We start from the raw sequence: 19290 nt of genomic DNA, 5'->3' as shown, positions 1-19290 counted from the left end.
AATTGTCCAGAACAAACCTACTTTGGATAACCATACTGCTGGCTTTTGGCGTGGCGGGTGGTTCCTGGGCCTGGTATCGCTACGGTCCTTCCGATGCGAGCCAGTACCAATACACTGCTCCAGAACTACCCGTTGCCCAAACCCTTGCCACCAGTCAGGAAGGTTGCGACCTAACCGTCCAGCACTACCGTCAAATCGGCAGGGAGCTGCAGTTTGAGCTATACGCCAGTGCGGGCGGTCTGGCACCTTATTCGGTTGAAATCATCCAGAAAGGAAAAACCCAGCGTTTTCCGACGGTACCCCACCGGGCAGGTACCTGGCTAACTATTCGCAATGTACAACTCGCTGATGGCCCGGCTACGGTGTCTATTAGGAGTGAGAGCCGAAAGGGTTGTACTACCACGGCAGCCATCGAATACAAAGGAGCACTGGCCGGTACTATTCTGAATGAGTCACGCTGGATACGTCAGGGTAGTGAGGATAATTGGCTGGATGTACGTCCTGAAATTCGGGGGGGCAAATTATTCCTGAAGGATTTTGCCAATTATAACGATGGCCGGACCAGGGTCTACCTGATTGATAACATCCGGGTTGAAAATCTTGAACAGGGAATTGAAATAAAGCCAGGGTACCTTTACTCCGTCATTGCCTGTTGGATAGATGCTCCTTATTCGGAATGGTGGAACCACCTCCGGTACCGTACCATTCGACAGCAAAACGTATGGATTGACGAAAAAGCCATTGCCACCTCCCCCACTACCCCAACCACCCTGCAAAAAATTGAAATTCCTGATTGGTTCAGCCCTTCCAGAACCTTCAATGTTCAGTTTGACACAAAATTTCCTGAGTTCGCCCCCATTCCTGGCAAGTTGGTGATGCAGTACCGGCTAAACGCTGATGTACCCGTTCAAAATTATTTAAATCGAGGCATTACCCATTTACCCCGCTGGGAAGAAAAATCAATTCCTAACGCCAGGCAACACTGGACTGAAGGGCCTAGCTTTTTTGGTGACCGGGATCAGGAGTGGTTTTCAACACTCTCCAAAAAAGAGGTAGAAGCCTACGCCGACCGAATTACTCCCCTGGGCGTTTATGGGCTGGACTTTGAATACTGGAATAATGATTACACCCCGGCCGTAAAACAACGGTTACTATGGTTTGCCCAACGACTCAAGGAACGTAACCCTTCCATGCTCCTGTTTGATTATTGGGGAGGATCTGCCTACCGTAATCGCTTTCTTTACCATTCATCCAAGGTTGACCCGGGCCATTTTTTGCCAGAATACAAAAATCCCTCTCCTAATCACCCTAATTTTACCAAACTCCCCGACGGTGATTTTCTGGGCAATTATTTCAACCTATCCATCGCCGAAGTTTATCCAAGGTCCTTTTTTGGCGAAAACAGTAATACCCACAACAACTACCTGATACTTTCGGGCTTGCATACAGCCCGGATGAATAAACTAATTCCTTTTCAGAAAAATAATAAGGTTATCTGGTTTTGCTGGAACCGCTACCAACCTCAATATAAAGACCCTATTAACCCCTGGCACGTAGAGACCAGCAACCCCAAGGGCGATTTGATTGTCAATCAAATGGTTACTCTGCCCGCCAGTCAGGCTCTGGGGTTGTCCATGTTCTCATTGATCACCGGCGATGGATACTACCTCTGGCACGATGACCAGCCCTTTGGCCGGGGCAGTAACAACTATAACCTCAGTAAAGACTCCTATTGGCCCTGGGAATGGTACCCCACCGATGGTCGCACCGGAACGGAACAATTTAGAAAGCGCGCCAATGCACCCGAATCACCCCGCTATTGGGATTATCCGTCAGAATACTTTGTATTGGGAAACTGGATGGCCAAACAGGTGGAAGATATAATAGTAGGGGGAAAAATTCAGGATTTGGCCTTTCAGCTGAATGGTAAGTGGAACCAGCCCCAAACCGGGCAGGCCGTGCTCGCGGCTATGAACAAAGCTCCGTTTGTAACTTCGGTAGTTAAGGGAAATAAAATTGTAGTACTTGCGCTGGATAGCTTCCAAAGCCCCACCCAAAACCGGGCAGTACTGGTCAGACTACCCAATGGAAAAGAAACCACGATTCAACTGTATGGGAACTGGCCCTCGTTGTACCGTGGTGAAATGTAAGGGATATTACTTACTGGTTTCAGATTCCTGTCATATCCACAAAACCCTCGTCGGAAGTGTCCTGATCCGTCTTCTGGAGCGCTGACAAGTCATAGGTTTCGGTGGTAGTTCCTTCGTAACTCCCTACCCGCTTTTCCTGGTTAACGGTCATTGGTTCGCAGGTAGCCCGACCGTCTTCGTTAATTTCCAGTACCCGCAGCGTGGGTCCGCCGGTTTTTACCGTTACCAGGTCGCCTATCTTAATATTTTCAGGATTTTGAGTCATAGGATGAGTTTGGTGAATTGTTAATCAGTGGATTCAAGGACAAAGTGTGAAATTTCCTCACCGCCTCCAGTACCTAAGTAAAGTGTTGTGCCATTTGTTCGTTTAGATTTGAATGCATTGTTGTTAAGTTCAACTCCTTGTTCCGGTAACGTCTAATTGCCAGTTGGATTAAGCAGAAAGACAACAACAAAATGGGTAACCAGGTGGTATAAGAAAATCACAAGTAAAATTCCGAAAGGGATTTTCCACCTTTCACCAAACTTCAGGAACATCTGCATAGGTAGTTTTTAGTTGACGTGTGTAGTACTATTTAGCCCCCATTACCGGTTTAAATAATCATGCAACCTAAAAAAACGTCCTGGTCTATCATTGGCACAGAATTTTAATAATTGCCTATTCCTTCTGACATTTATTTAAACCCTTGACTTATTAGATTGAAGTACCTATTGGGCCACAGCATTGCTTGGCCCTTTTTTGTTTTCGTACTTCCTATCCGGTAAGAGATTGTAGATGAGAATCTACAAAAATTATTTGGGGATTCTGCGGAAAATATTCTACAATAAAATTGTGTATGTATAAAAAAGATTTAATATTTGTTCCGATTTAAAGTTTATTATGGTGTAAATAATGTACTTCACCCGTACGGATTTACTGTACGGGTGATTTTTTATATACCCCTCATTGGCTATTAGTAGCTGTAAAACAAAACCTTATTTCTTTTTTTAGACACACTATTGTTTTTATATGTAAACAAAACGTCCTCCCGGTTCTACCGGGAGGACGTTTTGTTTGGGAATCGGCTGGTACAATAGTTTTGAGTTACTCTATGAAATTTATATATATTCACACCATCATACATACTGCACACGCTATAAGGGCCTGGTCAATGATCAGGCCCTTTTCCATGTTGTATTACTCCCACTCCGGGGTCAGGGCGGTCATCCGTTGCCGCCGGATGGATATAAAAGTTGGTACTGCGTTTCTTTCCAGCAATTGACCGTGCAGGGCCAGTATCTGCCGGACCACGAACCGGCACTGCGCCTCAGACAAGGAAAAAATGGTGTGCACAATTTTATCAAGCTCGGCATCACCAAAAGCACAAAATGCGGCTTCGCGTTCGGTAACCTGCGCCATTATTACCTCCCATTGGGGACGTAACGTTTCCGGAAAAACGGTAGGCTCTATTTCCAGAAAGCAGCTGGCTTTGGTAAGAAGCATAGTACGGGGTGCCTCACGAAAACGCGACACCCCCGCCGCCAAATCCGCGAATCTGGCAATGTTTACTCTTTCAGTATTTTTCATGGCTATCATTTGTAGAAGCCCTGTGGGCTACTGGTATTTCCAATCGGAGTACGTACCGTTCGAAATATCCTGGGGTACTTCTCAGATTAATGCAATAATGACCCGCATTCTACCCCTTTAGGTGGAATCTTTTGACAGGCGGTCGCAATAAAGTACAGAGGGTGCTGACTATTGATAAACCGTATACAAGTTTAGTACTGTATAGCAATAGTTCAGCAACTCAAAATTTACGGCAGCGTAGGAGGAATACATCCTGAATACCCCGAAAAACACGAAAGCCCCGCATTGCTGCGGGGCTGTTTCGTGACCCATAGGGGAATCGAACCCCTGTTTCAACCGTGAAAGGGTCGTGTCCTAACCGCTAGACGAATGGGCCGACTGGTCTCCTACTTCGTTGCCTTAAAGGGCACTCCTTAGTTGGTTTCGTTTTCTTTTCCTGAAAACGTGGTGCAAATATGGGGGGTTGAATTTTATTTTGCAAGTCCTCAACTAAAAAAAAGTACTACTATTTTATTAGCTACTCATTTTCAACAATTTGTTGTACAAAGTTTTTTTCAGCCGTTGTAATTGGCACCTGCCACGCCCAGACCTACTTTTTTTGTATTTTTGAAAATTAAACCATTTACGACTTATCATCAACCCATGAAACAACCCCTTCTTAGCTTTTTCCTATTATTATCCTTGCTGGGGGCCATCTGTAACCAGGCTCTGGCCCAGTTTCAAACTCCCGAGGAGTACCTGGGGTACCCGCTGGGGAGCAAATTTACCTTTCACTACCGCATCCTAGATTATGTACGTACCCTGGCGGAGAAAAATCCGGATCGCGTAAAATTGATACCGTATGGTACTTCCTACGAAGGCCGTCCCCTGCTGGTGTCAGTTATTGCTACACCCGAAAATCTGGCCCGTCTGGAAACCATCCGGACCGATAACCTAAAGAGCATTGGCCTGCTGGAAGGTAAGTCAACCGGTCCGGTGCCGGCTATTGCCTGGATGAGCTACAACGTCCATGGCAACGAGGCCGTGTCGTCTGAGGCGGTCATGCAGGTTATGTACGAACTCCTGAACAAGAGCAATCCGACTACCCAGGGTATTCTGAAAAACACGGTCGTGATTCTGGACCCCTGCATAAACCCCGACGGCCGCGATCGCTATGCCCAATGGTACAACCGGGTAATGGCGGTCAACGGGGATGCCACCGCCTTTTCCTGGGAACATAATGAACCCTGGCCCGGTGGCCGGTATAACCACTACTACTTTGACCTGAACCGCGACTGGGCCTGGCAAATGCAGAAGGAGTCGCAGGAGCGCATCAAGCTTTATAACCAGTGGATGCCCCACCTGCACGCCGACTTCCACGAAATGGGCTCGGCTAGCTCTTACTACTTCCCCCCCGCAGCCCGGCCTTTCCACAAGGATATTACCCCCTGGCAGCGCGAGTTTAACAATACCCTTGGCGAATACAGCCGCCGGTACTTTGACAAAAACAGCTGGCTGTACTTTACCCGTAATAACTACGACCTGTTTTACCCCAGCTACGGCGATACCTGGCCAACTTACAACGGTGCCATTGGGATGACCTACGAACAGGGAGGTGGTGGCCGGGCGGGAGTAGCCCTCGCGCGCGAAAATGAAACCGATACCCTGACGCTGAAAGCCCGCATTTCCCACCACTTCGCCACCAGTATGTCAACGCTGGAAGCCATATCGTCCCGCGCCGAAAAAACCGTTAACGAATTTGTAAAGTACCACGAAACCGCCCGCACCAACCCCATTGGTACTTTTAAAACGTACGTGGTGAAGACCCAGGGAGAGGAAGGCCGGGTAAACGCGTTGCGGGAGCTGCTCGACAAGCAGGGAATCCAGTATGGGATGGCCGGGAAAAATCAGACGGTAAAGGGTACTGATTTGGCCTCGTTGTCGGACGAAAATATAAAAATGGAAAGCAAGGACCTCCTGATCAGTGCTTTCCAGCCCAAGTCTACCCTGTTGAAAATCCTGTTTGAAGCGCGGCCCGAACTGGAAGATTCTGTCACTTATGATATTACCAGCTGGGGTCTTGCTTACGCCTACGGCCTCAAAGCCTACGGACTTAAGGACCGGCTGACCCCAGCGGCATACTCAGCTGAAAAAATAACCAACGCGGTACCTGCGGTGCCCCCCTATGCCTATCTGGCCCGTTGGAAATCTCTTTCGGATTTACAGTTCCTGTCTGATTTATTAAAGCAGAATATCCGGCTCCGAACGTCCAATGTACCCTTTGAAATAAATGGCGCGCAGTATGCGGCAGGTACCCTGGTAATAACCCGAAAGGGTAACGAAAGCCTGGGCACCAATTTTGACCGTATCCTGACCGAAACCGCCAACAAGTACCAGGTAGCACTTACACCAGCGGCCACCGGTTTTGTGGGTCAGGGCGCTGACTTTGGTTCTTATGATGTACCCGCCATGCGGGCCCCGAAGGTAGTAGCCGTGGCCGGCGAGGCCGTTTCGGCCATGGCTTTTGGGGAAGTCTGGCACTTTTTTGAGCAGCAGATTCACTACCCGCTCACTGTTGTGCAGGGAGAAGACCTGGCCCGGTTGCCCTGGAGCGAAATTGACGTTCTGATATTGCCAACCGGGAATTACGGCCGTATTCTGAACGATAAATTGCTTTCTAACCTGAAAGAGTGGGTTAACAACGGTGGCAGGCTGATTGCCATGGAAGGGGCCGTCAATGCTTTTGCCGACAAACCCGATTTTAACCTCAAGCGTAAAAAGTCTAACGACAAAAAGGACCAGGAAAACCAGTTACGGCAGTATGCCAACCGGGAACGGGAAGCGGTAAGCGATGAAACCCCCGGCAGTATTTTTCGGGTAAAGCTGGACCCCACGCATCCTCTTTCGTTTGGCTACGGGGATAGCTACTACGGTCTGGTTCGGAACACCTACAGCCTCGACTACCTCACCGACGGCTGGAACGTGGGGTACCTTACTGATAACTCTTACCTGGCTGGTTTTGCCGGTCGCAATGCCCGCGAAAAGTTGAAAAACACCCTCATTCTGGGCGCTCAAGACCTCGGCCGCGGACAAATCATTTACATGACCGACAACCCGCTTTTCCGGGGCTTCTGGTACAACGGCAAGCTCATGTTTGGCAACGCCATATTCCGCTAGGCTAAATTCAGACTGACTATTTACCAATCCCCCGCCAGGTACCTGGCGGGGGATTTTTTTTGCGCCTTTCCGCTACGTTTTAAAACTATTTTCCTACCCTTCGGACCTTTTATCCTGCGGTTTAAACACGGAGTTGTTTCAACTTTCCGGGTACTGCTCCACATTTGCATAAAAACAAATAAAAATTCACCCAAAATCGCTAAAAGCCATGGTTAACAAAGAATTAGCAGACCTGTCCGTTTTACTTATTACATTAGTAGCAACCCCACTGTTTTGTTTATCCCTGTTTCGTCATCCGGACTTTTCGCAGAAAAAAGGATTCATCCTCTTTTTGTCCTTCCTGGCTATGTACCCACTGTTGAACATGGTGGGCCATATCATTGCCATTAGTATTATTAGCTACTTCAGCTACCAGGATGGTACCTTTTTCTATGACTTCCGCTTTTATTCCCTGATACTGTATGGGGTGGTATTCCTGCTGATAAACGGGTACTCCCTGTATTGTATCAAACACCTGAGCCGGGGCAACCAAAGCCATTACACCCCGCTTATCCGTATCAATCTCCTGCAGATTATCCTCATTTCACCCTCCTTTGTACTAAATCCGATAGCCTTGCTCCCATCGATAGCCTCTCTCTTGATTATCTTCCGATTGGTAGTTGCTAAAAGGAGTCGAGAAAAAGAAAAGGTAAGTACCCCGAATTATTCCAGCTCACTTGTTGAAACAGTCTGAATCGTTGTATTTTCGAACTGAAATAGCCTTGTACCCCAGAAGCTTCACCCCCGGGAAAATTCGGATGAAAAAATTAAACGATACCAGGTTCCGAATCATCGGAATGCTGATTCAGAACCTGATTTTCTTCCTGTTTTTCTACCTGAAACAGGTCGTGGTGCGGGGTGAACCGCTATGGAAGGTGGTAGCGTGGCAGGTACTTTTTGTGGCCGTTATCTGGGAATGTGTTCGGTTCGTTATCCGCATAAGCCGCCACCGGTACCCTGGTCTTGGGCTCATTCGTCCCCGCATTATTTATCTTGCCCTCCTCCTTACCCTGTTGGCAGTGGTGGTTGGAAGCTGGCACGTATGGATGGAACTTTGGCTGGGATTCTGGCTCGAAGAACAACATGATATTTACAACTATCTGTACAGTATAGGCATGACACTTTTCTTTAGTCAGCTCATTGCGGGGATATACGAGGCTACATACTACCTGGACCAGTGGAAAAAATCAGTATTGAGAACCGATGAACTGGAAAAAAGAACGCTACAGAGTCAGCTGGATTCCCTAAAAAATCAGGTAAGTCCGCATTTTTTATTCAATAGCTTAAATTCTCTCACCGCTTTGGTCGAAGAAGACCCCAAACGGGCGGTCCGATTCATTGAAGAATTGTCAGCCATCTACAGGTACCTTCTGCAGAGTAACGAGCAGGAACTCACTACCCTGGCGCGAGAGTTGGAATTTATGGATGCTTATTCGTACCTGCTGAAAACCAGGTTTGAGGAAGGTTTTAGTATCACCAAGGAAATTGAATCGGTTCATTATGAATACCTGATTCCCCCCCTTACCCTGCAGATACTGGTGGAAAACGCCATCAAACACAATATGGTCTCCGAATCAAAGCCGTTGCACATTCGGATTTATTCAGACGAAGCCAATAATCTGATAGTAGTTAACAATCTCCAGAAAAGAAAAACCTATGTACCTTCCTCCAAAACCGGATTGATGAATATATCGGCAAAGTATAGCCTGTTGAACCAGCCCCCCATTGTAGTGAACGAATCCAATTCGCATTTTCAGGTAATTGTCCCCCTAATTACGAACCAACGCCATGAACTTAATCATAATAGAAGATGAATCCATTGCGGCGCGCCGTTTAAAGAAAATGGTGCAGGAACTTGACCCGGCTTTTAACGTGATTGCCCTACTCGACAGCATTGAAAAAAGTGTAAAGTGGTTGCAGGACAATCCAGGCCCGGACCTGATTCTGCTGGATATTGAGCTGGTAGACGGTCAGAGTTTTGAAATTTTTAGTCAGGTAGAAGTACAGTGTCCGGTGATATTTACAACCGCCTACGATGAATATGCCATCAAAGCCTTCAAAATCAACAGTATTGACTACCTGCTTAAGCCGATTCAGGAAAAGGAACTTGCCCAAAGTCTGCAGAAATTCAGGAATCTGAAAAAGGTTTTTGCTGACAAGCAACCCGTTCAGGTCAACTTTGAAGCCCTTTTGTAGGAATTGAAGGTCCAGAATTCGCCCCCGGCGGGTACTTATCGGGACCGGATTCTGGTCAAACAGGGGCAACGCATGTTTCCGATTACCACCAGTGATGTTGCCTACTTTTTTACCAGTGAAAGACTGGCGTACGCCTGTACCCGGGAAAATCGCCACTACCTTGTGGATTATACCCTGGATGAGCTGGAGAAGTCACTCGAGCCACGGAGTTTCTTCCGGGCCAACCGTCAGTTTATTGTAGAGTACAACTCGGTAAACCGGCTAAACCACTACTTTAATGGAAAACTAAAAGTAGCTCTTACGCCAACCCCGAAAGAGGAAGTAGTAATAAGCCGTGACAAAGCGGCCGAATTTAAAAATTGGCTCGGGGAATAACGATTGGACGCCCACGGATTAGGCGGGTTTCCAGCGGGGCTCTACCCATAAAGCGGTAAAGCAAAGGATAAAAAGCAGTAGCCAAACCCAGTCCGGTACCTGTACTTCCTGTACGCGGTTATTTGCAGGTACACCGGAAGCCCTCTGCACTTGGTACCCGGACTGGGCCCGCAAATACTCCCGTATCATTTCTGCTTGCCGAAGGGTACCTAAACCGGCTTCGTTTTCTACGAATAGCTCCAGGGAATCCTGAATCTTAACCCAACCCGAACGACCCGGCCGGTAGTTTAGCTCGGCGCTAAGCGGGTTCAGGGGGGAATAGTCGGGAAAAAGGGTATCGGTCCCCAGCCTTACGGAGGATAAGGTAGAGGAGAAATTATTGAATCGAAGCAGTTCTTTATTCCTCGTAAACAGTGGTGCTTCTGCCTGAATATTATCCGGAGAAACAGGTTGCAACTCCGCCAGTACGGCGGTCCAGACCTTTTGGTAGGCCACACTATCACCACTTAGCTGCAAAGGAAAAGTTTCCATCAGGAGACTTACCCCAACCTTTCCTGTAGTTCGCTGAACGGCTACCGGAAGGCCGGGTACCTCCACCTGGTTGATGGCCTCGGTAAACGAATAGGGCAAAGCCGAAAGGCTGTTCCCAACGGGTACTGTAGGTTCGTTCCCTACCTTCCTGACTTTCCATATAGTACCCAGGGAACGGTTGAGGAAAGGTATCTGCCGACTTGGTTCAACCATATTCATAAACAGGACGCTTTTCCCCTCTGCCACTGCTTTTTTAACTTGAGGGTGAGTGACATGTTCCGGGTCTGAAATAATCAGGTCAACTTCTTTATTTCTTGTTGGATTAATGGTAAGGGTGCTGGCTATGTCCCGGGAGAGGTTGGCCGAAACCTGAACCGAATGTCCCTGTTTTCCCAGCCAGTTGGCCAGGGATTTGCTTTCAAAGTCGGGACTGTCCAGAATAAACAGAATGTTGAGGGGCTTCGTTGGACGGGCAAAATACCGAACCGTATCAAGTACCTGTTCTCCCAAGGTAAGCAGGGTTTCGGTCCGGCCTACCGAAAAGGCCGGAAATTCCAGCTTAAAATGGTTTAGGCCCGCCTGTAGCTTAACACTGTCCAGAGTCTGGTTCGCAAACCTTAGCCTGATGTATTGCTCCCTGCCCGAATTTATATCCCCTACAACCTTTTGTTTTTCACCCCGGCGGAGTATTCCCTTCCAATGGAGACTTTGTACCTGGTCAGGACCCCAATAAGGTACCCAGCGAACGGTGCGGTCGGTCAGGCGGCGAAGAATATCCCCCGGAAAAGATTGCCCGACCAGGGTTATTGAATCGGGCCTATTCCCCGCACTATTCTCTTCCGCCCGTAAGAAATCCTCAACACGCTGGCTATGGGATATCCGCAGACTATCTTTCAGTTGTCGCACCAGTGCAGAGGATACCTCCGCGCCGACCAGGAGTATCTGATTGCTATCCATCCGGGTGGTCCAGGTTGGTTCAAGTATATAGCCCAGCAGTACTAGCCACAGCGTCAGGTTCAGCCCTAATCTAAGCCACCTTCTGCTACCAATAATATTCTTTTTTCGAGCCAGCCTAACCAGCAGAAATACAGGTAGAAGTACTAAAAGCGCGACGATAATCCAATCAAGGAAATCGGTCTGGTTAAAGTTTTGGACGAAGTTAAACCTGATCATTTCAGATTTTTCCAGAAAGATTTTTGAAGTTCCTTTTCACTGGCCAGCGGTTGGGTTACGGGGGTACCTGGTCCGATAAGGGCGAAAAGCCGGGATTTAAAATCCTCCAGCTCTTTGTCTGAAAAGGGTTTCCCGGCCGCCAGCCTTTGCACATGAGCCAGCACTCCCCATCCTTTCATGTCACCTTGTTCAATCTGTTCCGAGAGCAGGGAACCCAACAAAAGTACCCTTTGCTTTTGGGCCTGATTCAACCCCATTTTTCTCTGGGCAAAATTTAAGTACCCTACCACTTCTCCCGCTACCATAGCCATCCGCTCCCGGTCGTACTCCCGCTCCTGTTTGAAGTGCGGATTTACTTTTTTAAATTCTCCCGTTAGCCGCACTTCTTTTTCCTTGATGGGAGGCGGGTCAAATCCGCTCTTTTTTACATACGAACGGGCTATTTGCTGCGCCGACTTGAGGTACTCAAGCGCCTTGTTTTCAAAAGGCAGGGCCTTTTCCGGCTCGTACAAACGCAGATGCAGCTCCGACTGCCACATTTGTTCCAGGGCCATCTTGAGCAAACTCCGGGTGGACTGCTCGTAGTAGGTATTCAGTTCGCCGTTGTCATGGCTGTGTACGTATTGTTCCATCAGGGCGGCCACTGGGTCTTGCTGGGAATGGGAGGCCGCGTCGTTATGCTCGTGGCCGTGCGGTTCGGGAGGGGCGGCGCTGTGATCTCCTTCGCCCGAGTCATGGGCATGGCGGAAGCCTTCCAGCGGGTCCTCTTCGTTATAGTCAGGTACCCCGGTTCCCCCTCCGATGGAGGTTTCAAACTCTTCGCCCAGGTACTGTCCGTAGCGCAGGCGAAGTACTTTCTGGTCAAAACCAATTTCGTTGGAAGTACTGTTAAATTGCTGCTTGCTCAGCGTTTTCCGTTTGGCAATCAGTTTTTCAGTATCAATGATTATTTGCCGCTGGCTCCGGAAGTACTCAGGCATCACGTTCACCGCCATCGTGGCCAGCTCGGCTTCATCCAGTTTGGTGGTGTCTTTATACACCAGAAAGTAGGTGTCCGACTTGGAGAAATTCCCTTCGGGCTCTTTGTTATCAATGGCCGCCCAGTAGTAATATAGTTCGTCGCCTGGCGCAAAATCCAGCGCTTTCAGGTCAATGGTTTTGCTCAGCCGGGCCTGTTTAAAGTTGGACGGACTCAACGGAAACTTCACCTCCCTGAACTTAACGTTTTCTCCCGACCCCCTGGCCACCGTAGCGACAATAAAGGATTGCTTCACCTTAAAATCATCCGAAATACGGGCAGTAACGGTGAGCGTTTTTTTATCTTTAAGATAATGGTACGTATAAAGCTCCTTGGATTCCGGCTCAATGCGTGGACTCAGATCTGGCTGGGCTTCCAGCCGGTAAAACGCTGACTGGTACACCAATGAATCCTTGGCGCCCCCGGCAGACCAGTAGGCTTTAATGGAATACAAACCCGAACCGCTCAATTTATCCCGGTAGCTGAACCCCTCACCTTCCTTAACAAAACCCGCTTCCTCGCCCCGGCTGTTAGCCAGCTTTACCTTAAGGTCGTTGGGCCGATCAAATTTTACCTGCCAGCTTAGGGCGGAACCGCTGAGGGCCGACACGTTGAGCTCCTGAGTTTCGGTAGCAGGCAGGCCGGTATAGGCAGGAGGTTGAATCCGGACTGTTGCTGACTGAAACCTGGGGACAAGTACCTTCTGTTCCGCCAAACTTTCCCTTTTAAGTACTTGAGTAGTAGTGGCTGAATTCTGGATTTTTAACAGGGGAAAAAGAAAGCGAAAAGCCAGGGCAACCATAAGTACCAACAGCAGCGGTCCCATTCCAGAAAACAGGACAGTAGGTACGCGTACTCCCCGGGCGGTTTCCGCCAACCTTTCCAGTTGCAGTTGCTCGGCTACGTTAAGCTCCCGCTTATCCAGTAAATCCAGACTAAACTCCGTGTCGCCGACCTGCTGGTGCAGGATTCCGACGGCAATGGACTTTTTATTCTGAAAAATTTTACCCCAGTACCCTCCCACTAAAAATCCGATTGCGGCCGCCAGGGCTTGTGGAATGACCAGTTCGGTAAATACAGAGGTAATAACAGCCAGTGAAAAAGCCAGGACAATACAGATTACCAACGCTTTCGCGTAAAGTTGGTACTGTACCGTAAGGATGACCCGTTTTAGCTCTTTCATGCGTTTTTTTGTAAAGCCAGGTACCGTTCCGTTCCAATTAAAAGGATAAACAGGAGAAGCAGACCTTTTTTTAACGTATCCGGGCCGCTTTCAGGTGAGTTGCCGGTTGAATCTTCCTGTATAAAAAGTGAATTTAGCTCCTGGCGACTCAGAGACCGCGCGTTTTCCTTTAACCCAAAATGCTTTACTAGTAACTCGCCCAGGCGTTCGGGAAGCTGTCCGCTGGCTACCATTTCCGACGAACGGGGAGTAAGTACTTCATCCCAAACGTGGACGTTAAAGTAGGCACTTTGGGCTGAATTTTCGTTGTCAAATTGCTTACCACCGTTAGAAACTACGTAATACGTGCTGCTTATGGGCTTTTCAGGTACTTTGTCCGTAAATACCAAATCAAAAGCTTTTCCCGGTTCATCCTCCTTTTCAAGGACTAGTTTCAGGCCGTACACTTCCATAAGAGCGGCCAGGGCCGCCGCCACGGTTTGCTGCTGGGTCTTGTCCTGATAGGCCACCAAAACGGTTATTTTCTCCGGGAGTATGGGTTCAGGATGAAACCGCTGTCCGGCCGGTAACTTGTCGGTCCGCGTCAGTTCATTGGTTGCATTTACGTACAACTTCTGGTTGTTGGGCAGGACCATGTACCGTTGGACTGGCCTTCGGGTGCTGTCGGCTACCGCGTGGAGCTGAAAAGGGGTGGGTACCTGAACAAACGGCACGTCGGCCAGCTGTTGCTGATTAAGCAGGTACAAGTGCAATTCTGACTCGGGACCAAGTACCCCTCTCCGCTCTAACTGGTTGATTGAAGACTGGAGCTGAATCGGAGTAAAGGTACCTGAGCCGGGTGGTTGCAAAATATCGGAGGCTTCTTCCGGTGCGGCGCTTATCCAGTAAATCTTCTCCCCCTGCCGGGCCGCTTCTTCCAGTTCAAATCGAAAGTTGCGGGTCAGGTAGTCATCCGCCTGCACCAGGTGTACGTTTTGTCGGGTAGCATCAGATTGGAAGAAGTCCATCACCGGCCGACTAAGCAGCATGGAAAGTACCAGCAGGAGCAGGCAACGCAGAGCCAGGAGCAGAAGATTATCCAGTCGCAGTCCCCGGTGTTGCTGCTGATTTTTATCAAGCAGCCACTGGGTGGTTGCCCAGGCAATAACTTTACCCTTTTTCTGGTGCCAGAAATGAATCAGGATGGGAATGATGACGGCCAACGCCCCCCACAACATGATTGGTTTAAGGAACTCCATCAGAACGAACGCTTGGTCAGAAAATCCTTTAGGACCAAAGCCACCGGCTCCGAAAGCCTGGCCCGTAGCAGATGCACATGGGGCAAGCGCAAGGCTTCTTCCAGCTGGTGCAGGTACTCCCGGGCGGCCTTCTGGTACGTCTCCTTCACGGCTTCGGCCTGCAACTCCACCTCTCGTCCCGTTTCCAGGTCTTTGAAACGGTAAAACCCACTGAGGTTTAACTCCAGCTCCTGCTCACCCAGCAATTGAAAAATGACTATCTCCCGCCGGGGATTGGCCACCGATGCAATAAGCTTCAGCCACTCGTCCTTCACCTGAAAAAAATCTGACACCATAATAAGCAGCTCCTTCTGCTTTTGCTGAAACTCCGGAAAGACGGGGGCTGCATTTTGCCAGGGTCCGGACGCTTCGGCATTCTGCAAAGCGTACAGTATTTTTTGAAACGCCTGTTTTCCAGCGGGTACCAGGGTCTGCAAACCTCCCTGGTGCAGGCTGTACAGGCTCATTTGGTCGCTTTGGCGGTACCCAAGGTAGGCCAGCGAGGCCAGGATAATTTTGGCGTAATCCAGGCGCTTTATTTCATTTTCGGCATAATTCATGGAACCGGAAAGATCCAGCAGGAAACGAATGTGCAGGTTACTTTCCGTAGCCGACTCCCGTACCAGATGCTTGCTGGTGCGGGCATAGAGTTTCCAGTCAATGCGCTTGGGGTCATCGCCGGGCTCGTAGTGGCGGTATTGTTCAAACTCAGTCCCGGTTCCCGAACGCTTACTGCCATGTATACCCAACAACAGCTCATCACTGACCAGTTTGCCGGCCAGTTGCAGGTTATTGAGTTTGACGAGTTCAGCTGCCAGTAAGGCCATTTCCCGTTAGTAGGTCGTTAAAGTACTTTAACTACTTTTTAATAATTCCCTGACTACCTCGTCCGATGTGATCCCTTCGGCTTCGGCCTTGAAGTTCATTGCGATCCGGTGCCGCAACACGGGGAAGGCCAGCGTCCGGATATCTTCGGGTAGTACCGAGTACCGCCCCATCAACACCGCCCGGGCTTTGGCGCAAAGTACCAGCGCCTGCCCGGCGCGGGGCCCCGCGCCCCAGCTGCACCACTGTTTTACAAAGGCCGATGAGGTGCCATCGGGGCGGGTAGCCCGAACCAGCCGGTTAATGGAGGTGAGCAGTTCATCACTGATATGTACTTGTCGCGTCAGGAGCTGAAGTTCTAGTATTTCCTGGTCGGTCAGAATGGTCCGAAGGTTTGACTGGGCTGTTCCCGTAGTACTTCTGAGGACATCCAGCTCCTCCTGTTCGGTGGGATAATTAAGCCTGATGTACAGCAGAAACCGGTCCAGCTGGGCTTCGGGTAAGGGGTAAGTACCTGCCTGCTCAATGGGGTTTTGGGTGGCAATAATCAGGAACGGCCGGGGCAGCGGGTAGTCATTGCCGCCGTAGGTAACCTTGTACTCCTGCATGGCCTCCAGCAGAGCCGCCTGGGTTTTAGGAGGCGTACGGTTTATCTCATCGGCCAGGACCACATTGGCAAATACGGGCCCCTTGTTAAACTTGAAAAACTTCTTCCCCGTTTCGTGATCTTCTTCCAGGATCTCGGTCCCAATGATGTCGCCGGGCATCAGGTCGGGAGTAAACTGCACCCTTTTGAAGCTCATATCCAGGGCATCGGCCATGGTACGTACCATCAGGGTCTTTGCTAAGCCGGGCACACCTTCCAGCAAACAATGACCACCCGCCAAAAGCGAAATAAGTACCTGATTAATAGCCTCCTGCTGCCCAATTATGACTTTCCCAATCTCTTTTCCTAACAGCGGTAATTTTCCTACCAGAGCTTTATAATGTGATAATTCCTGTGTTTCCACGCTTATACGGTTAGTGCATAGGTGACAATATTGACACCAAATTTAGTATTGTCTTCGGCCAGAAAGCGTTTATTGCGAAAGTCGTAGTCCCATTCACAGCCATAGTCTTTGTTACTGTACAGGACCCCAATTCGCCCCCCCACGATGATGGCTTTCAGGTAGTCATGGACCAGGTCGTCGCCCCAGCCATTGAGTTCAAAAGAAGTGGTAGGCGGCCCATCTTCAAACTTAAAAAAGCAGGTATACAGGGGATGATTGTTGGGAATCTTTTGCAAAGCTTTCAGGCCAAAGGTACGAGCCATTTCCTGCTCAAACGACTTGGCAAAAAGACCATCAATATCGTGATTGCAGTCGTCCACAAAAACAAAGCCGCCATTCTGTACGTAGCGACGGAAGTGGTCCCTTTCCTGGCTTGAAAACTCAACCAGCTTATGGCCGCTCAGGTAGCAAAAGGGGCTCCGGAAGATTTCGTTACTGTTGAGTTGCACAACCCGCTCCTTCTGGTCGACCGGAAGGGTAGTATACTGCACCAGCGAATGCATCAGGTTAGACGGCATCCGCTGGTCTGTATCCCAGTTTCCGGAGGTATATTGAATACGGGTAAAAAAAAAAGGCTTCAAAATTGTGTCATTCTACCTACGCAGTACATTACCTGAAGAACTCCTACTTTATTTTCCCGATAAAAAGTGCTGAAGTACCTTCAGGTTCTCTTCCTTATCAAAAATAGCCAATACCGGTATGGAAAAACCGGGAATGGAACGGGCTTCCACGCTATCCCCCACGTAAAGTACGGCGGCAGTAGCAAAAGCCATGGTACCTTCATCCAGTATATACTGTTCTACTCCTTTCCTGACCGGGTCGATTATCCAGTACTCAAGTACCCCGTGGGCGGCATAGTCCTCAAATTTAACGCCCCGGTCGCGCCCGACGGTGCTTTTTGAAAGAATCTCCACGATCAGGTCCGGCGCCGGATGTTCCATCTGATCATCTTCAAATGAGCTGGCTATTTCTTTGTTCCAGAAACAGATATCCGGTTCGTAGTCGTTACGGGTAAGACCAACCAGAGCCTTTTCTGAATCTACTTCGCCTAGTTTATGAAGGTTTACATATATTCTTAGCAATGTAAAAAGATTGGAAGAGGCCTCCAGGTGACGACGCTTTACCGGCGAGTGCATGATCACCTCACCATTGATAAACTCCGCTTTAACTTCGTCGGTAAGCCACTCCCGAAATGCTTTACGCCGTATGGCTTCGCCTTCCAGTATAGCTTGTGCGCGTTCAATCACAAGCCTCGCATCGGGTGCTTCCAGTAAATCGGCTACGCGGTTCTCAATCATGTTTGTCAACTTTTTAGACCTGAATTTACAAAAGTCTCCGCATTAGTAATAAGTCAGTACTTACTTAAGTAACTAAAATTCTCCTAAAAGTATTGCGGGTAATTACACCGCATCCGAAAGGGAGGTAAAGGTAAACTCCCTGATCTTCATGGGCGGAATCAGGTAGTTATTATTTGATTCGGTACTTACTACCCTTTCCGGACGCCCCAGCGCTTCCAGGTTATTCAGCATGATAATGGGGCTTTCGTTAAAACGGAAGTTTTTGACCGGATGCTTGATCTGACCATTTTCGATGTAGAAAGTACCGTCGCGGGTCAGACCGGTTAGCAACAGTGTTTGTGGGTCAACGGAACGGATGTACCAGAGTTTGGTTACCAGAATGCCCCGCTGCGTGGATTTTATCATGTCCTCCAAAGACTGAGTACCTCCGGCCATGATTACATTCGTCGGATTTGGTACGGCCTTTACCCCTTGCTTCTGGGCCCAGAAACGAGAATACGCCAGGTTTTTTACCACTCCCTTTTCAATCCAGTTTACCTTTTCCTGCGCCCGGCCATCGCCCGACCAGGGAGAAGCGGGAAGTTCCGGATGGGTAGGGTCAGAATAAATGGTTACCCGCTCATCAACTATCTTCTCACCCAGTTTTGTTTTCCCTCCCGTTTTACTCAGGAAGGACCGGCCTTCGTCGGCACTCCGGGCATCCATATCATAAAAAATATTCTCCAGCAGTACCGCGGCGGCCGTAGGTTCCAGAATGACCGTATACTTACCCGGCTCTAGGGCTTTGGCCCCAACCGACCCTCTGGATTTTTGGATGGCAATACGGGTAGCCGCCGCGGTATCGAGCTTGGAAAAATCGCTGTAGCCGCGGGCTACGTAGCCCGACCCGGTACCATCCTCGGTCCTGACGGTCAGGGAAAAATTAACGTTGGTATTGGGGTAGTAAGCAAATAATCCTTTGGAATTCATCATGGCCGAATAGCCACGACGGTCTTCCAAAAATCCCGCCGCCATGAGTTTGGCCTCTCTGGAAAGCTGAAGACTTTTGGCGACGGCATCCGCCCGGGTGGCCGGGGTAGCTTTGGCCGTAGACTCAAAAAATCCGTTCGATTTAAGGTACTGCTGTGGTTCAAGTACCCCTACGTACTCGGGATTTTCGGGGGCCAGCCGGGCCAGTTCTTCGGACCGACGTACTACTTTCTCAAGCGAGGCCTCGTCAAATTCGTCCACGGTGGCCACGCCCACTTTTTTTCCAAATGCTGACTGTACCGCCAGATTCTGGTTGATTAGGGAGCCACTGGTCGAAACTTCGTTGCGGGCGTAGCGAAGATTTCCCCGCTGCTCTCCCAGCAGGTTCACCTCGCATTCATCAGCTTTGGAATAGCTAAGTACCTTTTGCAAAAGTGCCTTAGCTTCCGATTCGGATAGTATGATTGACATATCTTTCTGAGTT

Annotated in this window: 16 protein-coding genes and 1 tRNA gene; 5 read left to right on the top strand and 12 right to left on the bottom strand. The window is 49.2% G+C overall.

All coding sequences use genetic code 11. The features are described from left to right. The first annotated feature begins 2 nt into the window (after positions 1-2). The gene (locus tag VGN67_RS14430; RefSeq protein ID WP_327487560.1) at positions 3-2150 is read left to right on the top strand and encodes a hypothetical protein; all 2148 of its coding nucleotides are present in this window, start codon (positions 3-5) and stop codon (positions 2148-2150) included. A gap of 19 nt (positions 2151-2169) precedes the next feature. On the opposite strand, the gene VGN67_RS14425 is transcribed toward VGN67_RS14430, so the two are convergent. From VGN67_RS14425 to VGN67_RS14415, 3 genes are all read right to left on the bottom strand, one after another. Further along, complete coding sequence (locus VGN67_RS14425; RefSeq protein ID WP_327487559.1) at positions 2170-2415, bottom strand: hypothetical protein; 246 nt, start codon at positions 2413-2415, stop codon at positions 2170-2172. Positions 2416-3327: 912 nt separating this feature from the next. After that, a complete protein-coding gene (locus VGN67_RS14420; protein ID WP_327487558.1) occupies positions 3328-3717 on the bottom strand; it encodes a hypothetical protein in 390 nt (129 codons plus the stop codon). Positions 3718-4021: 304 nt separating this feature from the next. After that, positions 4022-4093, bottom strand: a tRNA-Glu gene (locus VGN67_RS14415). Between the two features lie 266 nt (positions 4094-4359). Between VGN67_RS14415 and VGN67_RS14410 the strand changes: the two genes are divergently transcribed. Continuing rightward, positions 4360-6873 carry a M14 family zinc carboxypeptidase gene (locus tag VGN67_RS14410; protein WP_327487557.1) on the top strand — a complete coding sequence of 838 codons (2514 nt, stop codon included), beginning with the start codon at positions 4360-4362 and terminating at the stop codon, positions 6871-6873. 277 nt (positions 6874-7150) lie between these two features. Here the strand turns inward: VGN67_RS14410 and VGN67_RS14405 are convergent, their stop codons facing one another. Further along, positions 7151-7411 (bottom strand): hypothetical protein, encoded by a 261-nt coding sequence (locus VGN67_RS14405; RefSeq protein WP_327487556.1) that lies wholly within the window; start codon positions 7409-7411, stop codon positions 7151-7153. A 259-nt stretch (positions 7412-7670) separates the two neighbouring features. On the opposite strand from VGN67_RS14405, the gene VGN67_RS14400 reads away from it, so the two are divergent. The 3 genes from VGN67_RS14400 to VGN67_RS14390 are packed head-to-tail and all read left to right on the top strand — an operon-like array spanning position 7671 to position 9483. Further along, positions 7671-8726, top strand: coding sequence for a sensor histidine kinase (locus VGN67_RS14400; protein ID WP_327487555.1), 1056 nt, complete (start codon positions 7671-7673; stop codon positions 8724-8726). Next, positions 8701-9108 carry a LytR/AlgR family response regulator transcription factor gene (locus tag VGN67_RS14395; RefSeq protein ID WP_327487554.1) on the top strand — a complete coding sequence of 136 codons (408 nt, stop codon included), beginning with the start codon at positions 8701-8703 and terminating at the stop codon, positions 9106-9108. The genes VGN67_RS14400 and VGN67_RS14395 overlap by 26 nt, the downstream gene beginning before the upstream one ends. A 3-nt stretch (positions 9109-9111) precedes the next feature. After that, positions 9112-9483, top strand: coding sequence for a LytTR family DNA-binding domain-containing protein (locus VGN67_RS14390; protein ID WP_327487553.1), 372 nt, complete (start codon positions 9112-9114; stop codon positions 9481-9483). 18 nt (positions 9484-9501) lie between these two features. On the opposite strand, the gene VGN67_RS14385 is transcribed toward VGN67_RS14390, so the two are convergent. The 8 genes from VGN67_RS14385 to VGN67_RS14350 all read right to left on the bottom strand — a co-directional run bounded on the left by VGN67_RS14385 (position 9502) and on the right by VGN67_RS14350 (position 19277). Next, entirely contained in the window at positions 9502-11187 is a 1686-nt protein-coding gene (locus tag VGN67_RS14385) for a hypothetical protein (RefSeq protein WP_327487552.1), read from the bottom strand. Beyond that, entirely contained in the window at positions 11184-13388 is a 2205-nt protein-coding gene (locus VGN67_RS14380; protein ID WP_327487551.1) for a hypothetical protein, read from the bottom strand. The genes VGN67_RS14385 and VGN67_RS14380 overlap by 4 nt, the downstream gene beginning before the upstream one ends. Beyond that, positions 13385-14626, bottom strand: coding sequence for a BatA domain-containing protein (locus tag VGN67_RS14375; RefSeq protein ID WP_327487550.1), 1242 nt, complete (start codon positions 14624-14626; stop codon positions 13385-13387). The genes VGN67_RS14380 and VGN67_RS14375 overlap by 4 nt, the downstream gene beginning before the upstream one ends. Next, the gene (locus tag VGN67_RS14370; protein ID WP_327487549.1) at positions 14626-15492 is read right to left on the bottom strand and encodes a DUF58 domain-containing protein; all 867 of its coding nucleotides are present in this window, start codon (positions 15490-15492) and stop codon (positions 14626-14628) included. Before VGN67_RS14370 ends, VGN67_RS14375 begins: the two co-directional genes overlap by 1 nt. A 27-nt stretch (positions 15493-15519) precedes the next feature. Continuing rightward, the gene (locus tag VGN67_RS14365) at positions 15520-16500 is read right to left on the bottom strand and encodes a MoxR family ATPase (RefSeq protein ID WP_327487548.1); all 981 of its coding nucleotides are present in this window, start codon (positions 16498-16500) and stop codon (positions 15520-15522) included. Positions 16501-16502: 2 nt separating this feature from the next. Then, complete coding sequence (locus tag VGN67_RS14360) at positions 16503-17120, bottom strand: DUF4159 domain-containing protein (protein ID WP_327487547.1); 618 nt, start codon at positions 17118-17120, stop codon at positions 16503-16505. A 48-nt stretch (positions 17121-17168) separates the two neighbouring features. Continuing rightward, a complete protein-coding gene (locus tag VGN67_RS14355) occupies positions 17169-17837 on the bottom strand; it encodes a Uma2 family endonuclease (protein WP_327487546.1) in 669 nt (222 codons plus the stop codon). Between the two features lie 102 nt (positions 17838-17939). Continuing rightward, positions 17940-19277 (bottom strand): TldD/PmbA family protein, encoded by a 1338-nt coding sequence (locus VGN67_RS14350; RefSeq protein WP_327487545.1) that lies wholly within the window; start codon positions 19275-19277, stop codon positions 17940-17942. Between the last annotated feature and the right edge of the window lie 13 nt (positions 19278-19290).

The organism is Telluribacter sp., assembly GCF_035998675.1.
Lineage (GTDB): Bacteria > Bacteroidota > Bacteroidia > Cytophagales > Spirosomataceae > Telluribacter.
This window is presented reverse-complemented; position numbering and strand designations above follow the sequence as displayed.